The sequence below is a fragment of the Aquaticitalea lipolytica genome (assembly GCF_014641635.1).
GTDB classification, from domain to species: Bacteria; Bacteroidota; Bacteroidia; order Flavobacteriales; family Flavobacteriaceae; genus Aquaticitalea; species Aquaticitalea lipolytica.
The window spans coordinates 294,562-311,085 of record NZ_BMIC01000002.1; the positions used below are offsets into that span (position 1 = coordinate 294,562).

The window sequence follows — 16,524 nt, forward strand, 5'->3', positions numbered from 1 at the left end:
TTAGGGCTATTTTATCAATTTTAGGGTTTCTGTACGCTTAATTTTTCCGTTGGAAGTCATTATGAATTTAGCAACTGAATATATTGCTTTTGGGATTTCAAATTTATTCAACCCTTCAAAAACGGAAGTTTCAAGGAAGTTTGATTCGCTCTCTAAAACCAAAATAAGTTTTTCGCTAAGCTTGGTATCTGGTAATGAAGCCACAAAAAACTGTTGTTTTATTTTTCCTTTTAGTTTTTCTTCAATTTGCTCAGGAAACAATTTAATTCCACCTGAATTTATTACATTGTCAATACGTCCTAACCATTCAAATTCGGTATCAGAATGCAGCTTTACTATATCGTTAGTAACTACTATCTTTTTTGAAACTTCAGGAGCATTTACAACCAAACACCCTCTTTCGTCTTGCGAGATAGATACTCCTGGAAGTGTTTTAAAATATGGTTCTTGCGCTTGATTATTTAAAGGTTTTAAAGCAATATGCGTAGCCGTTTCTGTCATTCCGTATGTAGCAAACACTTTTGTTTTGAGCGTTTGTGTTAGCTCAATTAAATGTGTTGATACAGACGAACCACCAACAATAATATTTCTAACATTATGTAAATAACCCATTGTAGATTCTAGTTGCATTGGTAACATTGCACAAAAATGGTACACCTTATCGTAATCGAAAATTGGTTGCGATGTTGGTTCTACCAAATCCATTTCCAACCCTAATATCATTGCTCTTACCAACATCATTTTTCCAGCAATAAAATTAGTTGGCAAACAATGTAATGCTGTTTTTCCTGGTGTAAGTTTTAGGTAATTTCCCGTTGCAATAGATGAGTTCACCATTGCTTGCTTACTTAATCTAATAGTCTTAGGTCTTCCTGTAGAACCTGAAGTTTTTACAAGAATATAATCCTTCTCATCAAGCCAATCTAGCAAAAACTTACCTACAATTTTTTCATATGATTCACCTTCCTTTATAAGACTATAGGCGACCTCTTTTAATTCGTTAAAATCGTAATTATTGCCATTAAGTTTAAATTTTAAATGGATTTTATCAAAAGAAGGAATCATGTTTGGTATAATATTAGATATGCAATATTATAATATTTTTAAAGGTTCTTTAGTAATTATTAAAAATAAATATCTATATATTTGATTATAAACCTAAATTATATGCGATACCTCTTAGTCCTTTTTCTGCTAGTATCTTTCTTGGGATATTCTCAGGATTTTTCAAATGAAGATTTTATATATCTAAAACGTCACGAACATATTAAAATAGGTCTAGTAAAACAAAGTTTTGAAATCACTAAACTTGTTTCTGAACAAGCTGAATATTTAAGTGCTAATAAGTTATATTTTGCTAATGAAAGCATGAGTTTTGATAGCTTTACTTCTATTGAAGATATTGATGCTTACACCTATTTACCTAGTAGTAATAAAAATATTAAAGTAGATTATATTGAAACCAAGCGCGAGTTTGATAATGGAATATTTTATAGCGACCAAGAGTCTAAAATTTTTACTTTTCCTGCTGTTACTAAAGGCGCTATTACTAATTTAAATTATAAAGAGGTTATCAAGGACCCTCACTTTTTAGGCTTATTCCGTTTTGGAACTTATGTACCTACAAAAAGTGCTCAGTTATCTATTGAGTTTCCTAGTAATATATCAATAGGTTATATCGATTTTAATACTAAAGATATTTCAGTCGATTTTAAACAAGAAACTTCTAAAGATATTACAACTTACACATGGACAGCGAACAACACAAAAGGTTACCAAAGTGAAGATGATGGTGAGTCTGTTTTATATTTTGTTCCACATATTATAGTGTATATAAAAAGTTACGAATATAAAGGCGAGCGTTATAATGTTTTAAACGATGTTAACGACTTATACAAATGGTATGCATCTTTAGTAGACCAAATAGACACAAATGATCTTCAAAAGGTGTATAAAATTGCCAATGATATTACAAAATCGCTTCCTACTAAACGTGAAAAAGCTGAAGCAATTTTTCATTGGGTACAAAATAATATAAACTATGTTGCCTTCGAAGATGGTTTAGGAGGTTTTATTCCTAGAGGAGCAGCAAGTGTTTGTGATAAACGCTATGGTGATTGTAAAGACATGGCAAACTTACTCTACGAAATGCTAAACCATGTTGGTATTGAAGCATATAGAACATGGATTGGTACAAGAGATAGGCCTTATACTTACTCACAAGTTCCAACACCTATGGTAGATAATCACATGATTACTACTGCAATTATAGATGGTGAAACCATTTTTTTAGATGGTACAGATAGTTATGTGCCTTTTGGTATGCCAAGTGCTTTTACACAAACCAAAGAAGCCCTTTTAGGTATTAACAGTACTACATTTAAGCTTATAACAGTTCCTGTTCAAAAAGCCGAACAGAGTGTTACTGATGTTAATACAGCAATACATATTAAAGATGATATGTTTATAGTTACTGAAAAACGATTGCTTTCTGGTTACGAAAAAGTTGAGTTTATTACTGACTATTTATATAAAAAGGCAACTAAAACTGAAGAAGAGTTTTTAAACACTACACTTGCTCTTGGAAATAACAAAACAAGCTATAATAACATTACTAAACAGAATTTTGATAATAAGAGAAACCCTTTAGAGTTAGCTTACAATCTAACGATAGATAATTATGTAAAAAAAGTTGGAACAAAACTTTATATAAATTTAGATATTGACAGAGTATTATCAAAAAGTAAAGTAGATATTGAAGACAAAAAGTATGATAAAAAAATTGATCATACCTACACAAAAAATTATGTAACAATATTAACTATTCCAGAAGGATATACAGCAAGTTTTATTCCTGAAGATTTATCGTTTGAGAATGAAAATTATGGCTATAAAATAACTTACACTCAAAAAGACAATACCATAATACAACACAAAAACATTTTTGTAAATACGTTAAGCGTAAAAAAACAAGATTTTGAATCTTGGAACGAGTTTATAAAAAGCCTAATAAAAGCCTATAAAAAAAGTATAATACTAGAACAAAAATAATGACAAAACAGATTTTATTCGTCCTACTTATTGCAAGTACAAATTGCTTTTCACAATACTACAAATCGTACGATTGGAGCGAAAAGCCAAAACTACACACTATTACTGCAGATGAACAAAAAGAGCACTCAATTGGTATTTTAAAGAAGAATATTGTAGAGTACACAACAGCTGCATTAACATCAGATTTAAAAGCTTACGAAACCTTTCATACTATTACTCGTGTTAACGACGAAAAAGGCATTGGACAACATAATACAGTTTATATTCCTATGTATGATGTAAAAAATGTAATTGATATTAAAGCCAGAACCATAAACTCTAAAGGAAAAATTACTTTACTTAACAAAGACAATATTAAGGAAGTAAAAAATGTTGAGGAGTATGGTGATTTTAAAATCTTTGCTATTGAAGGTGTTGAGAAAAACTCTGAAATAGAAGTACTTTATACTGTTGAAAAAAATGCTGACTTATTTGGTAGCGAAACATTACAAAGCAATTACAAGATTAAAACTGCACAGTTTTTATACATTACTGGAGATTTAAACTCTGAAATTAAAGCGTATAGAACTGCTTCAAAATTTGAAAGCGTTACAACAGACGGAAAAGCTTCAAAATTGTTAGAAATAAAAAATATTCCAGCAATGATTGAAGAAGAATATGCAACTCCAGATGCCAATAAAATTGCTGTTGTTTACCAATGCTTTCCAAAAGGGCAAAATATTACTCAAGAAATGTTTTGGAACAATGTAGTTACTAACGTTGGTAATAAAATTATTCCAGAGACTGTCAATCCAAAAGTTGATGCAGATATTCAAACTATTACAAAAGGACAGAAAGATTTAACTACCTATCAGAAAATAGTTTTGGTAGATAACTTTGTGAAATCAAATTTCACTGTTGTTAAAAACAATAATGAAGAGTTATCAGATTTAGACTATGTGCTTAAAAATAGATCATCTAGTGATTTTGGAATCTTAAAAGTGTATGCAAACTATTTTAAAACATTAGATGTAGCTTACGAGTTGGTAATTACCGCAAATAGATTTACTTATAAATTTGATCCAGATTTCTTTATCCCAAATATGCTTCGTGATTTCTTAATTTATATTCCGTCTGAAGATAAATATATTTCACCAGACAGAGTTGAATACAGAGTTGGCGAAGCTCCTTTTAATATTTTAGGAAATTATGGTTTATTTATAAATGAAGAATTTGGCTACTATTTTAGTAAAATTGTGCAGTCAGATCCAAATTTTAGCACCATAAAAAGAAATACAGATATTACTTTTAATGATGATTTTGAAAGCGCAACGCTAAAACAACACCAAGAGTATACAGGACATTGGTCTATAACCAACAGAGCTGTTTTAAGCTTATCGTCAGATCAAGGAATAAAAGAATTTAAAGACTACTTAACAGGCTCAGGAATTGAAGATAAAGTTATTGAAAGCTATGAGGTTGAAAATGGCGATATGAATCAAACTGAATACAACAAACCTTTTATTACAAAAAGCACTATTAGTTCTGAGTCTATTATTGAAGATGCTGGAGATAGTTATTTATTTCAAATTGGAAAAGTTATTGGTACGCAAAGTGAGTTATACCAAGAAACTGAACGTGTAAATCCAATTGAAATGACATACCCAAATCAGTATGACTATACAATTACAGTTAATATTCCTGATGGATATACTGTTGAAGGTTTAAACAGTTTAAATATTGATAAAAGCTACAAATCTAACTCTACAGGTGAGAAAATTTGCAAGTTTGAATCTAGTTACAAATTAGAAGGCAATAAGCTTATAATTACTATTCAGGAGTTTTATAAATCTAATGAATATGATTTAAATAGATATGAAGAATTTAGAAGTGTTATTAATGCTGCTTCCGATTTTAATAAAGCATCAATAGTCTTTAAGACTAAATAAAAACAAAAAAATAGGCACTTTAATTAGTGCCTATTTCGTTTATATCTTCAAGTATTTTATAATCTTCTTTTGGTGGCTGTTCTACTCTACCAAATAATTTTTCTTTCCAATTAGTCCAATTATACTTCTTTGCAAAAATGAAAAGCAGTATTGGGAAAATAACAAAAACAGGCATAAAAATATCTAAAAATTCAGCTGCTTTTGGGTCTGACATATCTTTTAATACCGAATGTGTTTGGAAAGCTGTCCAATCTGCAGTAACCAATAATGCAGTAAACAAATTATTAGCAGCATGAAAACCAAGTGCTAGTTCTAAACCTTCGTCCATAAGTGTCATTATACCTAAAAACAATCCAGTACCAATGTAATACACCATAATAATGTAGCCTAGTTTTTCAACTTCAGGATTAGCTATATGAAGCATTCCAAAAACAAAAGATGTTATCAACAACGGAATCCATTTTGTTTTGGTAAATGTTCCTATTCCTTGCATTAAGTAACCTCTAAATAAATACTCTTCAAAACTTGTTTGTAGTGGTACTAAAGCAATAGCAATAACACATAGTATTAAAAAAGGAACCAGATTAAAGTTAAATACATAATCTTCTGGCGACAAGTAATAATCTAATAACACCATACTAGATGATACAATTCCCCAAAATAAAAACGAAAACCAAAAACGTTTCCAATCTATTTTAGGTCTAGATGTAGTTAACGATGTAAAGCTTTGCTTGTGTAGTAGTTTTGCTGCGCCTAATAAAAAAATGAGTCCTCCAGCAAAAGGCAATAAAATGAACACTAAATTTACGTTTGGTTCAAATAAGGTCATTAAATAATTTGTATCTTCTAACTTACTTTGATCAACAGTTCCATCTAAAGTTTTTACTGTTATACCTATAAGATGAGGCATCGAAAACACAAAAATTCCAACTATCGAAATTAATACACCAACAATGTAGCGCCACCAATCATGCAAAACGTTATAAGCTTGAGCTATATACATACTAAAATATTATAAATTAAAATTCCAATTAAGTTCGTTATTATAATGCAATTTACCATTTTTTACTTGTAATGGACTCTCAAAATTGTTTGTAAACAAGCCTCCTGTTCCAAGTCCTTGATACATTGTGTTTTGCAATGTATACGTCCATTGCGAAATAGCATTTAATCCTACATTACTTTCTAAAGCACTAGTAATCCACCAACCTGTTTTATTGCTATTTGCAATATCTATCCAGTGTTGAGAGCCAGCAAAACCACCAACAAAACTTGGCTTTAAAATAATGTATTGCGGATTTATGGTTTGTAGTAGTTTTTCTTTATCTGTTACAGAAAACACACCTATTAACTCTTCATCTAAAGCAATAGGTAATGGTGTAGCTTCACATAGTCTTGCCATCTCTTGCTCCTGACCTGCTTTTATTGGCTGTTCTATAGAATGTAAGTCTAAATCTGATAGTGTTTTTAGCTTCTCTAACGCATCAAATGGTTTAAATGCTCCATTAGCATCAACACGCAACTCAATATCTTTAGAGGTAAATGTTTTACGTATTGATTTTAGCAAAGTAATTTCGGTATTAAAATCGATAGCTCCAATCTTCATTTTTATGCACTTAAAACCGCTTTCTATCTTGTCTTTTATTTGCTGTTTCATAAATGCTTCACTCCCCATCCAAATTAATCCGTTTATGGCAATGCTATCGTTTCCTTTTGTGAACTTTGAAGGAAATAATTCAAATGCATTGTTACTTTCTAAAGATTTAAAAGCCATTTCTAATCCAAACTGAATACTAGGAAATTCAATAAGTTTTTCTAACAATGCTTCTAAACCTAATTCTATATTATCACAAGTCCAACGTAACCTATCTTCATAATCAGGCTTATCATCTGCACTTAAACCTCGTAAAATACCACATTCGCCAATGCCTTTTTTGCCATTTTGTGATATAACAATTAACCATGTTTCTTTGGTTTTTAATACACCACGAGATGTTCCGCTAGGTTGCTTAAATTCTAATATATACTTATGGTAAGTTGCTTTCATACAAGCACCAAAAATACTTAAATAATTTTGCAATTTATCTATGTAAAAAGGTTTCGACTGCGCTCAAGCTTACAATTAGATAATTTTGTATTTTTAAACTTCAAAAAATCATTGTTTATGCCACAATTCCCAAATCTTATTCACTTTGCAATTCCTTTTTTTATTCTATCGATGTTGTTAGAACTTTATATTACTAAAAAAAGGGAAATTAAAACTTATGAGCCTAAAGATGCTTTTACATCTATAGCTATGGGTTTAGGCAATGTGTTTTTGGGTATAATTAGTAAAGCATTAGTCCTTTTATTCTTTTATTGGATTTATAACAACTTCAGATTGTTTACAATACCAATAGCTTGGTGGAGTTTTATTCTGTTGTTTTTTGCTGATGATTTTTCATACTATTGGTTTCATCGTATCTCACATCAATCGCGCTTGTTTTGGGCTTCGCATGTTGTACATCATTCGTCACAACACTATAATTTAAGTACAGCATTGCGCCAAACATGGTCTGGAGGCTTTTACACTTTTATTTTTTGGTTGTGGTTACCTCTTTTAGGATTTCATCCAGCTATGATTTTACTACAAATGTCGGTGAGTTTATTATATCAATTCTGGATACATACTGAAGCTATTGATAAAATGCCTAAATGGTTTGAAGCCATAATGAACACACCTTCTCACCATAGAGTACATCATGGTAGTAATCCGTTGTATTTAGATAGAAATCATGCAGGAATTTTAATTATTTGGGATAAATGGTTTGGAACCTTTCAGCCAGAACTTAAAGATGAAAAAGTAGTATATGGTTTGGTAAAAAATATAAACACTTACAATCCTGTAAAAGTTGCTTTTATTGAATGGTACTATATGATTTTAGATGTGTTTTCTGGTAAAAAATCTTTAAAAAACCGATTGTTATACCTTATAAAGCCACCAGGTTGGAGACACGATGGCACAGGAAAAATAAGCGACGATTTACGTGAAGAATGGAAGAAAAAAGTTAGCAGTATTCAGTCGCAGTCTTCAGTAAATACTAAAAATTAATTAATATGTCATTCAATAATAAAGTAATTTGGATAACAGGAGCTTCCAGTGGTATTGGTAAAGCATTAGCGTTAGAACTTTCTAAACACGATTGTAAACTTATATTGTCTGCAAGACGAGAACATGCTTTACAAGAGGTAAAACAACAATGCAAAACTCCAGATCATGTTGCTATTTTACCTTTCGATTTGGCTAACTATGGTAATATGTTTGTAGTTACTGATGATGCCAAAAAATGCTTTGGACATATTGACATTTTAATTAATAATGGAGGTATTAGCCAACGTTCTTTGGTTATTGATACTGATATAAGTGTCGATAAAAAACTAATGGAAATAGATTATTTAGGTACAGTTGCACTAACTAAAGCTGTGTTACCACATTTTGTAGAACGTAAATCTGGGCAATTTGTAACGGTTACTAGTTTAATGGGAAAATTTTCGTCACCATATCGTTCTGGTTATTGTGGTGCCAAACATGCACTACATGGTTTTTTTGATGCTTTACGCATGGAGCATGATAAAGACAACATAAAAGTGACTCTTATTTGCCCTGGATTTGTAAATACAGATGTTGCTAAAAATGCATTAGTTGGCGACGGAACAAAACAAAACACTCAAGATACTGCTACCCAAAACGGATTGCCTGTTAATGTGTTTGCAAAAAAAATGATAACAGCTATACAAAAACAAAAATTTGAAGCTTATATTGGCAGAAAAGAAGTGTTAGGTATATCCCTCAAGCGTTTCTTCCCAAAGTTTTTACATTGGTATGTACTGAAAAGTACTGTGAGGTAAAACTGTTTGTGTGGATGTTTAAGCAACTTATTTAATAAAGGGTTTTTGTAAGTAAGTGAGAAATAGCAATGAACTATAAATGATATTGTCGCCAGTTATTTATTCCAATTAGCAATTAAATTCGGATTATTTTTTTTCAATTCATTTACTAAATTATCTGCATTTTGAAATTTCAATTTCCAATCTTCATTTAGTTTACTTTTTGGATATCCTTTTCCAGATTTCAAATCATATACAGCGTAAATTTCATTTTCATTTCCCCAGGTCAAATACATAATACTGTCAAATGAACTAGCTTTAAAATCATTTAAATTCGTAATGTCATCTTCTGTTCCAACTAATTGAGATTTTACTAAAACCAGATTTTTTTCAGAATCAACTATTTCATATTTTAAAGCGGTTACAAAATCGAACTCATCTTCTTGATAGATATTCACAAACACATTTTCAATTCCGTTAACTTTTAGTTGTCCTATTTTACGTTCTTTAAAGCAAGAAGTAAATAAAATTAAAGTTATTAATGGAATTATCTTAGTTTTCATTTTTCTGATTGATACCAACTTTATGAAATGCAATCGTTTAAATACTCAATATCAAACAGTAAGTAAAGTAAAATTACAATTATACTCTCAATAATATAGTATTACTATTATACATTGTTAGGTGCAGTTGTTTTATTCCGAGCAATAAACATATCCAACTTGTCCTCCTAAATATCCTTGTTCGTTCGTAGATAATCCAAGAAAAAATTCGGCGCTTAATCGTTCAGAAATTTTCTCAATAGTACATTCACATAATTTTTCGCTATTCTTCTTTTTAGATAGAGCATAATTACAAATGTCTAGAAATTGTTTTTTTTCATTTTCAGTCCAAGGAATATCGTTTTCACTCATTATATAAATATCCCATAGTTTAAAAGCATCTTGTCGTCCTTTGCTTTTAGCTTTTAGTTTACTTCCAACAGTTGAATATTCTAAAAATGAAGGGCATAATTCGTGAAGTTTTCTTGAAATACTTTCTTCTCTTTCAGTATCGTAATTCACGAGTTTAATTTGAATGGTTTTAATATAAATCATTCGGTTAATTTGATAACTATTCCTTTTAGAATAGTGTTTTGAGAACTCATCACACAGTTCCAAAGAAATTTCATTATCAGTTTTAATTTCCTTTTGTTGAGCATAACTCGAACTTGTCATTAAAAGAAAAAATATTAAAGTGTATCTCATATCCGTTTTTCCTAACTAAATAACATATAAAAGCATAACAATCTGCATCATACTATAAGCGAAGTTAAATTATAATTCTATACTATCACCAATTTCCAACAGCATTAAATCTTTGTTTTTATCAAAAAACTTGCGTTTAGCTTCTTCGTGGTCAATTTCTATATATCCAAAAGTATCAAAATGGTAGCCTAACACTTTATCGCATTGTACAAAATCGCTTGCCAATATAGCATCATCAATTCCCATTGTAAAATTATCTCCAATAGGTAAAATGGCTAAATCTAGCTTTATCTGTAATGGTATAAGTTTCATATCCATAGTTAAAGCTGTATCTCCAGCTATATAAATGTTTTTATGTTCGCCTTCTATTACAAAACCACCTGGTTGTCCTCCATAGCTACCATCAGGAAATGACGATGTGTGTATGGCATTTACATACTTTACATTACCAAACTCAAAATCCCACGAACCTCCAAGGTTCATTGGATGACCTTCTAAACCAAGTTTTTCAAAATGAGACACAATTTCATAATTAGAAACAATAACTGCATTGGTGCGTTTTGCAATAGCTTTAACATCTAGTATATGATCTTGGTGTGCATGTGTAAGTAAAATATAATCTGCTTTTATAGTATGTATATCTATATGTGAAGCTTTAGGATTACCAGAGATAAAAGGATCGACAAGTATATTAACATCATCTACTTTAATTCCTAAACTTGCGTGACCGTAAAATGTTATTTTCATTGGATTAATTTTAGAAAATGAAAATACAAAAAAACTCAGACAGAATTAAGAAAATTTGTCTGAGTTTTCAAGCCCCAAATTTTAATGCCAACGTGATAGCAAGAAGTGTTGGCTGAAAAATTATAGTTTAAATATAACTATTAATTATTTGATTTGCAAACATTTATGATAATTTTTACAAAATATAACCAATCCCTAAAAGCAGTGAAAATACAAAAGTAGTAAGTGCTAATACTTTTAATTGCGAATCAAAATCGTTTGGTTGTTTTGCTTTTATGATATGCTTTATATGTAGTATTAATGGAATGTATGTTACTAAAAACAAAAAGTTCCATAATGAGGTGTAATACAATATTGAAAATATCAATGATATAATAATAGCACCAGCAATTAGTATAACATGATAAATTTTAGCACCTTTTTTGCCCATTTTTACTGCTAATGTCATTTTGTTAGACATTTTATCAGAGTCTATATCTCTCATGTTATTAAGATTTAAAACACCTACACTTAATAAACCTAAAGTTAAAGCTGGTAGTACTAATACATGATCGAGCTGCATTGTATGCAAAAAATAAGTACCCACAACACTAACAAAGCCAAAGAAAATTAATACAAAAAGGTCGCCTAATCCTTTATAACCATAAGCGGAGTTTCCCATAGTATAACTTACTGCAGAGTAAATTGAGATTCCTGCTAAAGCTAAAAACAGAACTGCATAAAGAAAATGTCGTACTCCAAATGCACAATAAACAAGCAAAAAGGCTAGAATAATAACAATAATAATGTTCATTTTTACTGCCTCAAACATTTGATCTGAAGTAATCTTTCCGCTTTGTACAGCACGTTCTGGTCCTACTCTATGTTCGTTGTCTGTTCCTTTTTCACTATCGCCTAAATCGTTAGCAAGGTTAGATAAGATTTGGAGCGCAATGGTTGTTAAAATGGCTAGTAAAAAAACTATCCAATTAAAAAATCCATTATAAAAAGCAAAACAGCTTCCTAAAATGATTCCAGATACTGATAATGGTAGAGTTCTTAAACGAAAGGCAGAAAGCCAAGGTTTTATGTCTTTAATCATAACTATTAACGAGTCGTTAAGGAATCCATTTTTTTACAAAATTTGGTTTACGTTTTTCTAAAAACGCATTTCTACCTTCAATTGCTTCGTCTGTCATGTATGCCAATCTGGTAGCTTCACCAGCAAAAACTTGCTGACCAACCATACCATCGTCGGTTAAATTCATAGCGAATTTTAACATTTTTATAGACGTAGGCGATTTTGCTAATATTTCTTGAGCCCACTCATAAGCAGTAGCTTCTAGTTCGTCATGAGGAATAACAGCATTTACCATTCCCATCTCAAATGCATCTTGCGCTGAATAATTTCTGCCTAAGAAAAAGATTTCTCTGGCCTTTTTTTGTCCAACCATTTTTGCTAAATATGCTGAACCATAACCACCATCAAAACTTGTAACATCAGCATCTGTCTGTTTAAAAATAGCGTGTTCTTTGCTTGCTAGTGTTAAATCGCAAACTACATGCAAACTATGTCCACCACCAACTGCCCAACCAGGAACTACTGCAATAACAGCTTTTGGCATAAAACGTATAAGCCTTTGTACTTCTAAAATGTTTAAACGATGATAACCATCTTCTCCTACATAGCCTTGATGACCACGTGCTTTTTGATCTCCACCACTACAAAAGCTCCAAATTCCATCTTTTGTTGATGGTCCTTCAGCCGAAAGTAATACAACACCAATATTTACATCTTCACTAGCATCATAAAAAGCATCATAAAGTTCTTTAGTTGTTTTTGGTCTAAACGCATTACGCACATTTGGTCTGTTAAAAGCAATTCTTGCAACTCCATTACACTTTTTGTATGTAATGTCTTCATAAGTTTTTGCTGTGACCCATTTAATTTCACTCATTGGTAATTATTTAACAGTGTAAAAATACATCTTTTCGAATTAGTATTAAAAACACTATTATTCTTTAAAAACAAAAGCTTTTAATAAGAAAAATTCAAAGAAAAAGTCCAAATTGAAAGAAAAATAGTATATTAAATAAGAAATTATCCTTTTTTACTAAAAAACACAATGAAAGTAATAGAGTCAAAAATTGCAGATCTTGTCATTAAAAAAAATAAAACCGAGTTAGGTTTTATTTATTTTTTTGAAGATGTTTTGGTTGTAGAATTTAATGAAGGTGTACATATTGATTACCAAGCTTCTCGAGAACACATTGACTTAATTTTAGATTTTTATAAAGACAAATCTTTTGGTTATATATGCAATAGGATTGATAAATTTTCTGTTTATCCACTAGATTTTTCAAAATTCAACAAAGCTCTAAATAACTTAACTGCCTTTTGTATAGTTTGTTATAGTGAGTTTGATAGAATAAATACCGAAATTGAAAGCATGTTTTGTGTAGATAAGCCATACAAAGCTTTTGATACTATTGAAGATGCTTATTATTGGATTAAAGATTACTCAAACAATAGATCAATTAAGCATTAAAACTAAACCAAATAAATACCATCGTCTTTAATTTCAATTAAACGCTGTTTGTATAAAGTACCTACTGCTTTTTTAAAGTTCTTTTTACTCATTTGTAAAACTTCTTTAATAGTCTCTGGGTCTGACTTATCAGTTAAGTTTAAATAACCTCCATTATCTTCAAGTTCGTGCATTATTGCATCTGCATTAGGCTCTATATTACGATAACCTATTTGTCCTAAAGAAATATCTAGTTTATTATCTGGACGCACTTTTTTTACGATTCCTTTTAATCGGTCTCCAATACTTAAATCTTGAAAAATATCATCTTTAAAAATTAATCCTGAATGTATATTATTAACAATAACATTCATACCAATATCTGAAGGGTGTGACACAATAATATCTACCTCATCAAACTGCTGAACAGTTAATTCTTTATTACTTAAAAAATGATTGGTTTTACTAGATGCAGCTAATCGTCCTGTTTTTTCATCAACATAGCAATACACCAAATACCAACCTCCTCGCTTCATTTTAAAGGCTTGCTCTTTAAATGGGCAGAATAACTCTTTTAAAAGTCCCCAATCTAAAAAAGCACCATAATCTGATACTTGGCTACATCTTAATACAGCAAATTCACCAACTTTTATATGAGGTTTATCTGTTACAGCAACAGGTCGTTCTTCATTATCTAAATAAACAAACACTTCAAGTTTTTCCCAAATCTTGAAGGCTTCTGGAATATATCTATTTGGTAATAATACTTCATTACCTTCTTCATCTGCAAGGTATAAACCTTGCTCAGTTTCTCTAATAATTTCGAGTGTATTGTAATCTCCTATTTTTATCATGCTGCAAAGGTAGTGATATTAGTGTTTTTGAATATAAAAAAAGCGCTACAAATTAGTAACGCTCTATAAATTTATGTTGTAAACTGAATTTTATTTGTATACAGCTTCTTTTTTAAAGTGTTTAGTAAGTAAATAATATACTACTGCTCTGTATTTGTTACGGTTAGAACGACCATATTTATCAATTACAGCATCAATGCCTTTGTCTAAATCTGGACCATTTTTAAGTCCTAATTTTTTAATTAAGAAGTTATTTTTAACTGTTGCTAATTCTTTTTCATCAGAACCAGAAACTGTTGCAGCATCAGCATTATAAATTGAAGGTCCGCAACCAATAGTTACTTTAGTCAATAAAGCCATGTCAGCCGTTACGCCACACTTGTCTTTTAAATCCGCAGCGTACTTAGCAATTAATTCATCTCTTTTACTCATTTTTAATGTGTTTTTAAGTTAAAATATTTATTCTCTATAAATATAACTCTTTTTTAAATAGGTAAAAAGCCTAACAGTCACTAATTTAACAATTACTTAATGGCATTAAAATAATTTAACAACTCTTCATCGTTTATTAACCTTGGTGTAAAAACTTCTAACAATTTTGGAGTATCAGACTCTGTAAAAAATGTTTTGAGTTTTAATTTTAATTGTTTGTCTGAATCGGTTTGCGAATATTCAAAATTATACATTTTGCTTAACTGCTTTGCTGAAAGCTCATGCTTAGTTTCAAAATAGTAATCAAAATTGTCAGTGTTTTTATGTCCTGGAAGGATTCTGAAGATACCTCCTCCTCCATTATTTATAACAACAATTCTAAAGTTCTTTGGTATATAATTGTTCCAAAGCGCATTACTATCATAAAAGAAACTCAAATCGCCTGTAACCAATATGGTTTGTTTGTCTCTAACTGTAGCACAACCAATTGCTGTAGATGTTGAACCATCAATTCCACTTGTACCTCTATTACAAAATACCTCAACAGACGGATTTACATCAAACAATTGTACATAACGAACAGCAGAACTGTTTCCTACTTGTAAAATCGAGTCGTTTGGTAAAGATTTTAAAAGTGTATCAAAAACTTTAAAATCACTAAAAACGGCATCTTTAGTAAACTCGTCATGTTTTTTATTACGCATTTGCTTTATCGATTCCCAATAGGTTTTGTAATCACTCTTTACAAAATGTGTGATTTTAGGCAAAAAGTCTGTAAAAAATATGTTTGGATGTACTTCAATGTGTTTCTCTAAACAGAAAAAAGTATTATTTGCCTTATTGTCATCTATATGCCAATGTTGTTTTGGTTGATATTGTCTTAAAAACGCTTTTACTTTTTTTGAGATAATTAAGCCTCCAAAGGTGATTAAAATATCTGGTTGTAATTGTTTAAACTCTTCATCAGTAAGAGGAGCAATCATTTTATCGATGCTCGCAAAAAAGTCTTTATGATGTAAATTAGATGTTGTTTCGGTAAATACCACAACACTATCATCCATTGCCAAATCATTTAACCAACGTTGCTCAATCTGGTTTGGTGGATTAACACCAACTAAAATCATCTTTTTTGAGGCATCGTTCCAATCTTCAATACAATGTTGAAGTTCGAAATTTTCAATTTTTTTCTTTCTAGCTTCAGCCTCAATAACTTTTGGTTTTACTGAAAGTTTATTTGTTAATTCATATAAAGGCTCATCAAAAGGAACATTTATATGTACAGGCCCTTTTTTAAAATTAGCCTTATTTATGGCATTATTTATTTCTTCTTCGTTATGCGATTGAATGCTTTGCTGAAACCCTAAAAAACGCTCTAACTTGCCTTCTATACTCTTTAAAATTGGAAGTTCTTCGTTTTCTGGAATTTTGTGTTCATCTTTTAAATCTAGCTTAAGGTTTGCTGAATATAAAATATGATTCTCAAAAACGTTCTTCTGATTAATCGTTTGTCCGTCACCAATACCTATCAAATAGTTTGGTCTGTCTGCCGATAATACAATTAAAGGTACATCGCTGTAAAAAGCTTCTGCAACTGCAGGATAATAATTAAGTAAAGCGCTTCCAGAAGTACAAACAACAGCTACTGCTTCATCTAATTGTTGAGCAATACCTATAGCAAAAAAAGCAGCACAACGTTCATCAACAATACTATAACACTTAAAAAACGGATCGTTAGTAAAGCCTATTGTTAAAGGAGCATTTCTGCTTCCTGGTGAAATAATGATGTGTTTTACTTTTTTTAATTTAAAGAGTTGAATTACTGTTTGTGCAAGCGGTATATTAGGATAATTCATAAAATGGTTAATATTGAGGCAAAAGTAATGAATCG

Annotated in this window: 16 protein-coding genes; 5 read left to right on the forward strand and 11 right to left on the reverse strand. The window is 30.5% G+C overall.

What is annotated here, in order from left to right:
• Positions 1-6: 6 nt before the first annotated feature.
• On the reverse strand, positions 7-1,065 hold the full coding sequence (locus IEW41_RS08180; protein WP_188605857.1) for an AMP-binding protein: 1,059 nt from the start codon (positions 1,063-1,065) through the stop codon (positions 7-9).
• 102 nt (positions 1,066-1,167) lie between these two features.
• On the opposite strand from IEW41_RS08180, the gene IEW41_RS08185 reads away from it, so the two are divergent.
• Together IEW41_RS08185 and IEW41_RS08190 are read left to right on the forward strand one after the other, a co-directional pair.
• Complete coding sequence (locus IEW41_RS08185; protein ID WP_188605858.1) at positions 1,168-3,051, forward strand: DUF3857 domain-containing protein; 1,884 nt, start codon at positions 1,168-1,170, stop codon at positions 3,049-3,051.
• The gene (locus IEW41_RS08190; RefSeq protein ID WP_188605859.1) at positions 3,051-4,982 is read left to right on the forward strand and encodes a DUF3858 domain-containing protein; all 1,932 of its coding nucleotides are present in this window, start codon (positions 3,051-3,053) and stop codon (positions 4,980-4,982) included. Before IEW41_RS08185 ends, IEW41_RS08190 begins: the two co-directional genes overlap by 1 nt.
• Before the next feature lie 19 nt (positions 4,983-5,001).
• Here the strand turns inward: IEW41_RS08190 and IEW41_RS08195 are convergent, their stop codons facing one another.
• Positions 5,002-5,985: a CPBP family intramembrane glutamic endopeptidase gene (locus tag IEW41_RS08195; protein WP_188605860.1), complete on the reverse strand. Its 984-nt coding sequence runs from the start codon at positions 5,983-5,985 to the stop codon at positions 5,002-5,004.
• Positions 5,986-5,994: 9 nt separating this feature from the next.
• On the reverse strand, positions 5,995-7,029 hold the full coding sequence (locus IEW41_RS08200; protein ID WP_188605996.1) for an o-succinylbenzoate synthase: 1,035 nt from the start codon (positions 7,027-7,029) through the stop codon (positions 5,995-5,997).
• A 117-nt stretch (positions 7,030-7,146) separates the two neighbouring features.
• Here IEW41_RS08200 and IEW41_RS08205 point away from each other — a divergent pair, with 117 nt between their 5' ends.
• Together IEW41_RS08205 and IEW41_RS08210 are read left to right on the forward strand one after the other, a co-directional pair.
• On the forward strand, positions 7,147-8,073 hold the full coding sequence (locus IEW41_RS08205) for a sterol desaturase family protein (protein WP_188605861.1): 927 nt from the start codon (positions 7,147-7,149) through the stop codon (positions 8,071-8,073).
• Positions 8,074-8,078: 5 nt separating this feature from the next.
• Complete coding sequence (locus tag IEW41_RS08210) at positions 8,079-8,870, forward strand: SDR family oxidoreductase (RefSeq protein WP_188605862.1); 792 nt, start codon at positions 8,079-8,081, stop codon at positions 8,868-8,870.
• A gap of 95 nt (positions 8,871-8,965) precedes the next feature.
• Here the strand turns inward: IEW41_RS08210 and IEW41_RS08215 are convergent, their stop codons facing one another.
• The 5 genes from IEW41_RS08215 to IEW41_RS08235 all read right to left on the reverse strand — a co-directional run bounded on the left by IEW41_RS08215 (position 8,966) and on the right by IEW41_RS08235 (position 12,780).
• On the reverse strand, positions 8,966-9,412 hold the full coding sequence (locus IEW41_RS08215; RefSeq protein ID WP_188605863.1) for a hypothetical protein: 447 nt from the start codon (positions 9,410-9,412) through the stop codon (positions 8,966-8,968).
• 132 nt (positions 9,413-9,544) lie between these two features.
• Complete coding sequence (locus IEW41_RS08220) at positions 9,545-10,096, reverse strand: hypothetical protein (RefSeq protein WP_188605864.1); 552 nt, start codon at positions 10,094-10,096, stop codon at positions 9,545-9,547.
• 69 nt (positions 10,097-10,165) lie between these two features.
• Positions 10,166-10,843 carry a metal-dependent hydrolase gene (locus IEW41_RS08225; RefSeq protein ID WP_188605865.1) on the reverse strand — a complete coding sequence of 226 codons (678 nt, stop codon included), beginning with the start codon at positions 10,841-10,843 and terminating at the stop codon, positions 10,166-10,168.
• A 175-nt stretch (positions 10,844-11,018) separates the two neighbouring features.
• The gene (menA, locus tag IEW41_RS08230) at positions 11,019-11,924 is read right to left on the reverse strand and encodes a 1,4-dihydroxy-2-naphthoate octaprenyltransferase (protein ID WP_308419848.1); all 906 of its coding nucleotides are present in this window, start codon (positions 11,922-11,924) and stop codon (positions 11,019-11,021) included.
• A 16-nt stretch (positions 11,925-11,940) separates the two neighbouring features.
• Positions 11,941-12,780 (reverse strand): 1,4-dihydroxy-2-naphthoyl-CoA synthase, encoded by an 840-nt coding sequence (locus tag IEW41_RS08235; RefSeq protein ID WP_188605866.1) that lies wholly within the window; start codon positions 12,778-12,780, stop codon positions 11,941-11,943.
• Positions 12,781-12,948: 168 nt separating this feature from the next.
• Between IEW41_RS08235 and IEW41_RS08240 the strand changes: the two genes are divergently transcribed.
• On the forward strand, positions 12,949-13,371 hold the full coding sequence (locus IEW41_RS08240; RefSeq protein WP_188605867.1) for a hypothetical protein: 423 nt from the start codon (positions 12,949-12,951) through the stop codon (positions 13,369-13,371).
• Positions 13,372-13,373: 2 nt separating this feature from the next.
• Here IEW41_RS08240 and IEW41_RS08245 read toward each other — a convergent pair whose 3' ends face one another.
• The 3 genes from IEW41_RS08245 to menD all read right to left on the reverse strand — a co-directional run bounded on the left by IEW41_RS08245 (position 13,374) and on the right by menD (position 16,489).
• The gene (locus IEW41_RS08245; RefSeq protein ID WP_188605868.1) at positions 13,374-14,204 is read right to left on the reverse strand and encodes a CvfB family protein; all 831 of its coding nucleotides are present in this window, start codon (positions 14,202-14,204) and stop codon (positions 13,374-13,376) included.
• A gap of 90 nt (positions 14,205-14,294) precedes the next feature.
• Entirely contained in the window at positions 14,295-14,636 is a 342-nt protein-coding gene (locus IEW41_RS08250) for a DUF2853 family protein (protein ID WP_188605869.1), read from the reverse strand.
• Positions 14,637-14,728: 92 nt separating this feature from the next.
• Positions 14,729-16,489 carry a 2-succinyl-5-enolpyruvyl-6-hydroxy-3-cyclohexene-1-carboxylate synthase gene (gene menD / locus IEW41_RS08255; RefSeq protein WP_188605870.1) on the reverse strand — a complete coding sequence of 587 codons (1,761 nt, stop codon included), beginning with the start codon at positions 16,487-16,489 and terminating at the stop codon, positions 14,729-14,731.
• Positions 16,490-16,524: the final 35 nt, after the last annotated feature.

Bases quoted from the DNA above. Each gene is read 5' to 3' on its own strand.
- IEW41_RS08185 (WP_188605858.1), top strand. From the start codon at position 1,168: ATGCGATACCTCTTAGTCCTTTTTCTGCTAGTATCTTTCTTGGGATAT.
- IEW41_RS08235 (WP_188605866.1), bottom strand. From the start codon at position 12,780: ATGAGTGAAATTAAATGGGTCACAGCAAAAACTTATGAAGACATTACA.
- IEW41_RS08180 (WP_188605857.1), bottom strand. From the start codon at position 1,065: ATGATTCCTTCTTTTGATAAAATCCATTTAAAATTTAAACTTAATGGC.
- IEW41_RS08220 (WP_188605864.1), bottom strand. From the start codon at position 10,096: ATGAGATACACTTTAATATTTTTTCTTTTAATGACAAGTTCGAGTTAT.
- IEW41_RS08205 (WP_188605861.1), top strand. From the start codon at position 7,147: ATGCCACAATTCCCAAATCTTATTCACTTTGCAATTCCTTTTTTTATT.
- menA (WP_308419848.1), bottom strand. From the start codon at position 11,924: ATGATTAAAGACATAAAACCTTGGCTTTCTGCCTTTCGTTTAAGAACT.
- IEW41_RS08200 (WP_188605996.1), bottom strand. From the start codon at position 7,029: ATGAAAGCAACTTACCATAAGTATATATTAGAATTTAAGCAACCTAGC.
- IEW41_RS08250 (WP_188605869.1), bottom strand. From the start codon at position 14,636: ATGAGTAAAAGAGATGAATTAATTGCTAAGTACGCTGCGGATTTAAAA.
- IEW41_RS08215 (WP_188605863.1), bottom strand. From the start codon at position 9,412: ATGAAAACTAAGATAATTCCATTAATAACTTTAATTTTATTTACTTCT.
- IEW41_RS08195 (WP_188605860.1), bottom strand. From the start codon at position 5,985: ATGTATATAGCTCAAGCTTATAACGTTTTGCATGATTGGTGGCGCTAC.
- IEW41_RS08225 (WP_188605865.1), bottom strand. From the start codon at position 10,843: ATGAAAATAACATTTTACGGTCACGCAAGTTTAGGAATTAAAGTAGAT.
- menD (WP_188605870.1), bottom strand. From the start codon at position 16,489: ATGAATTATCCTAATATACCGCTTGCACAAACAGTAATTCAACTCTTT.
- IEW41_RS08240 (WP_188605867.1), top strand. From the start codon at position 12,949: ATGAAAGTAATAGAGTCAAAAATTGCAGATCTTGTCATTAAAAAAAAT.
- IEW41_RS08190 (WP_188605859.1), top strand. From the start codon at position 3,051: ATGACAAAACAGATTTTATTCGTCCTACTTATTGCAAGTACAAATTGC.
- IEW41_RS08210 (WP_188605862.1), top strand. From the start codon at position 8,079: ATGTCATTCAATAATAAAGTAATTTGGATAACAGGAGCTTCCAGTGGT.
- IEW41_RS08245 (WP_188605868.1), bottom strand. From the start codon at position 14,204: ATGATAAAAATAGGAGATTACAATACACTCGAAATTATTAGAGAAACT.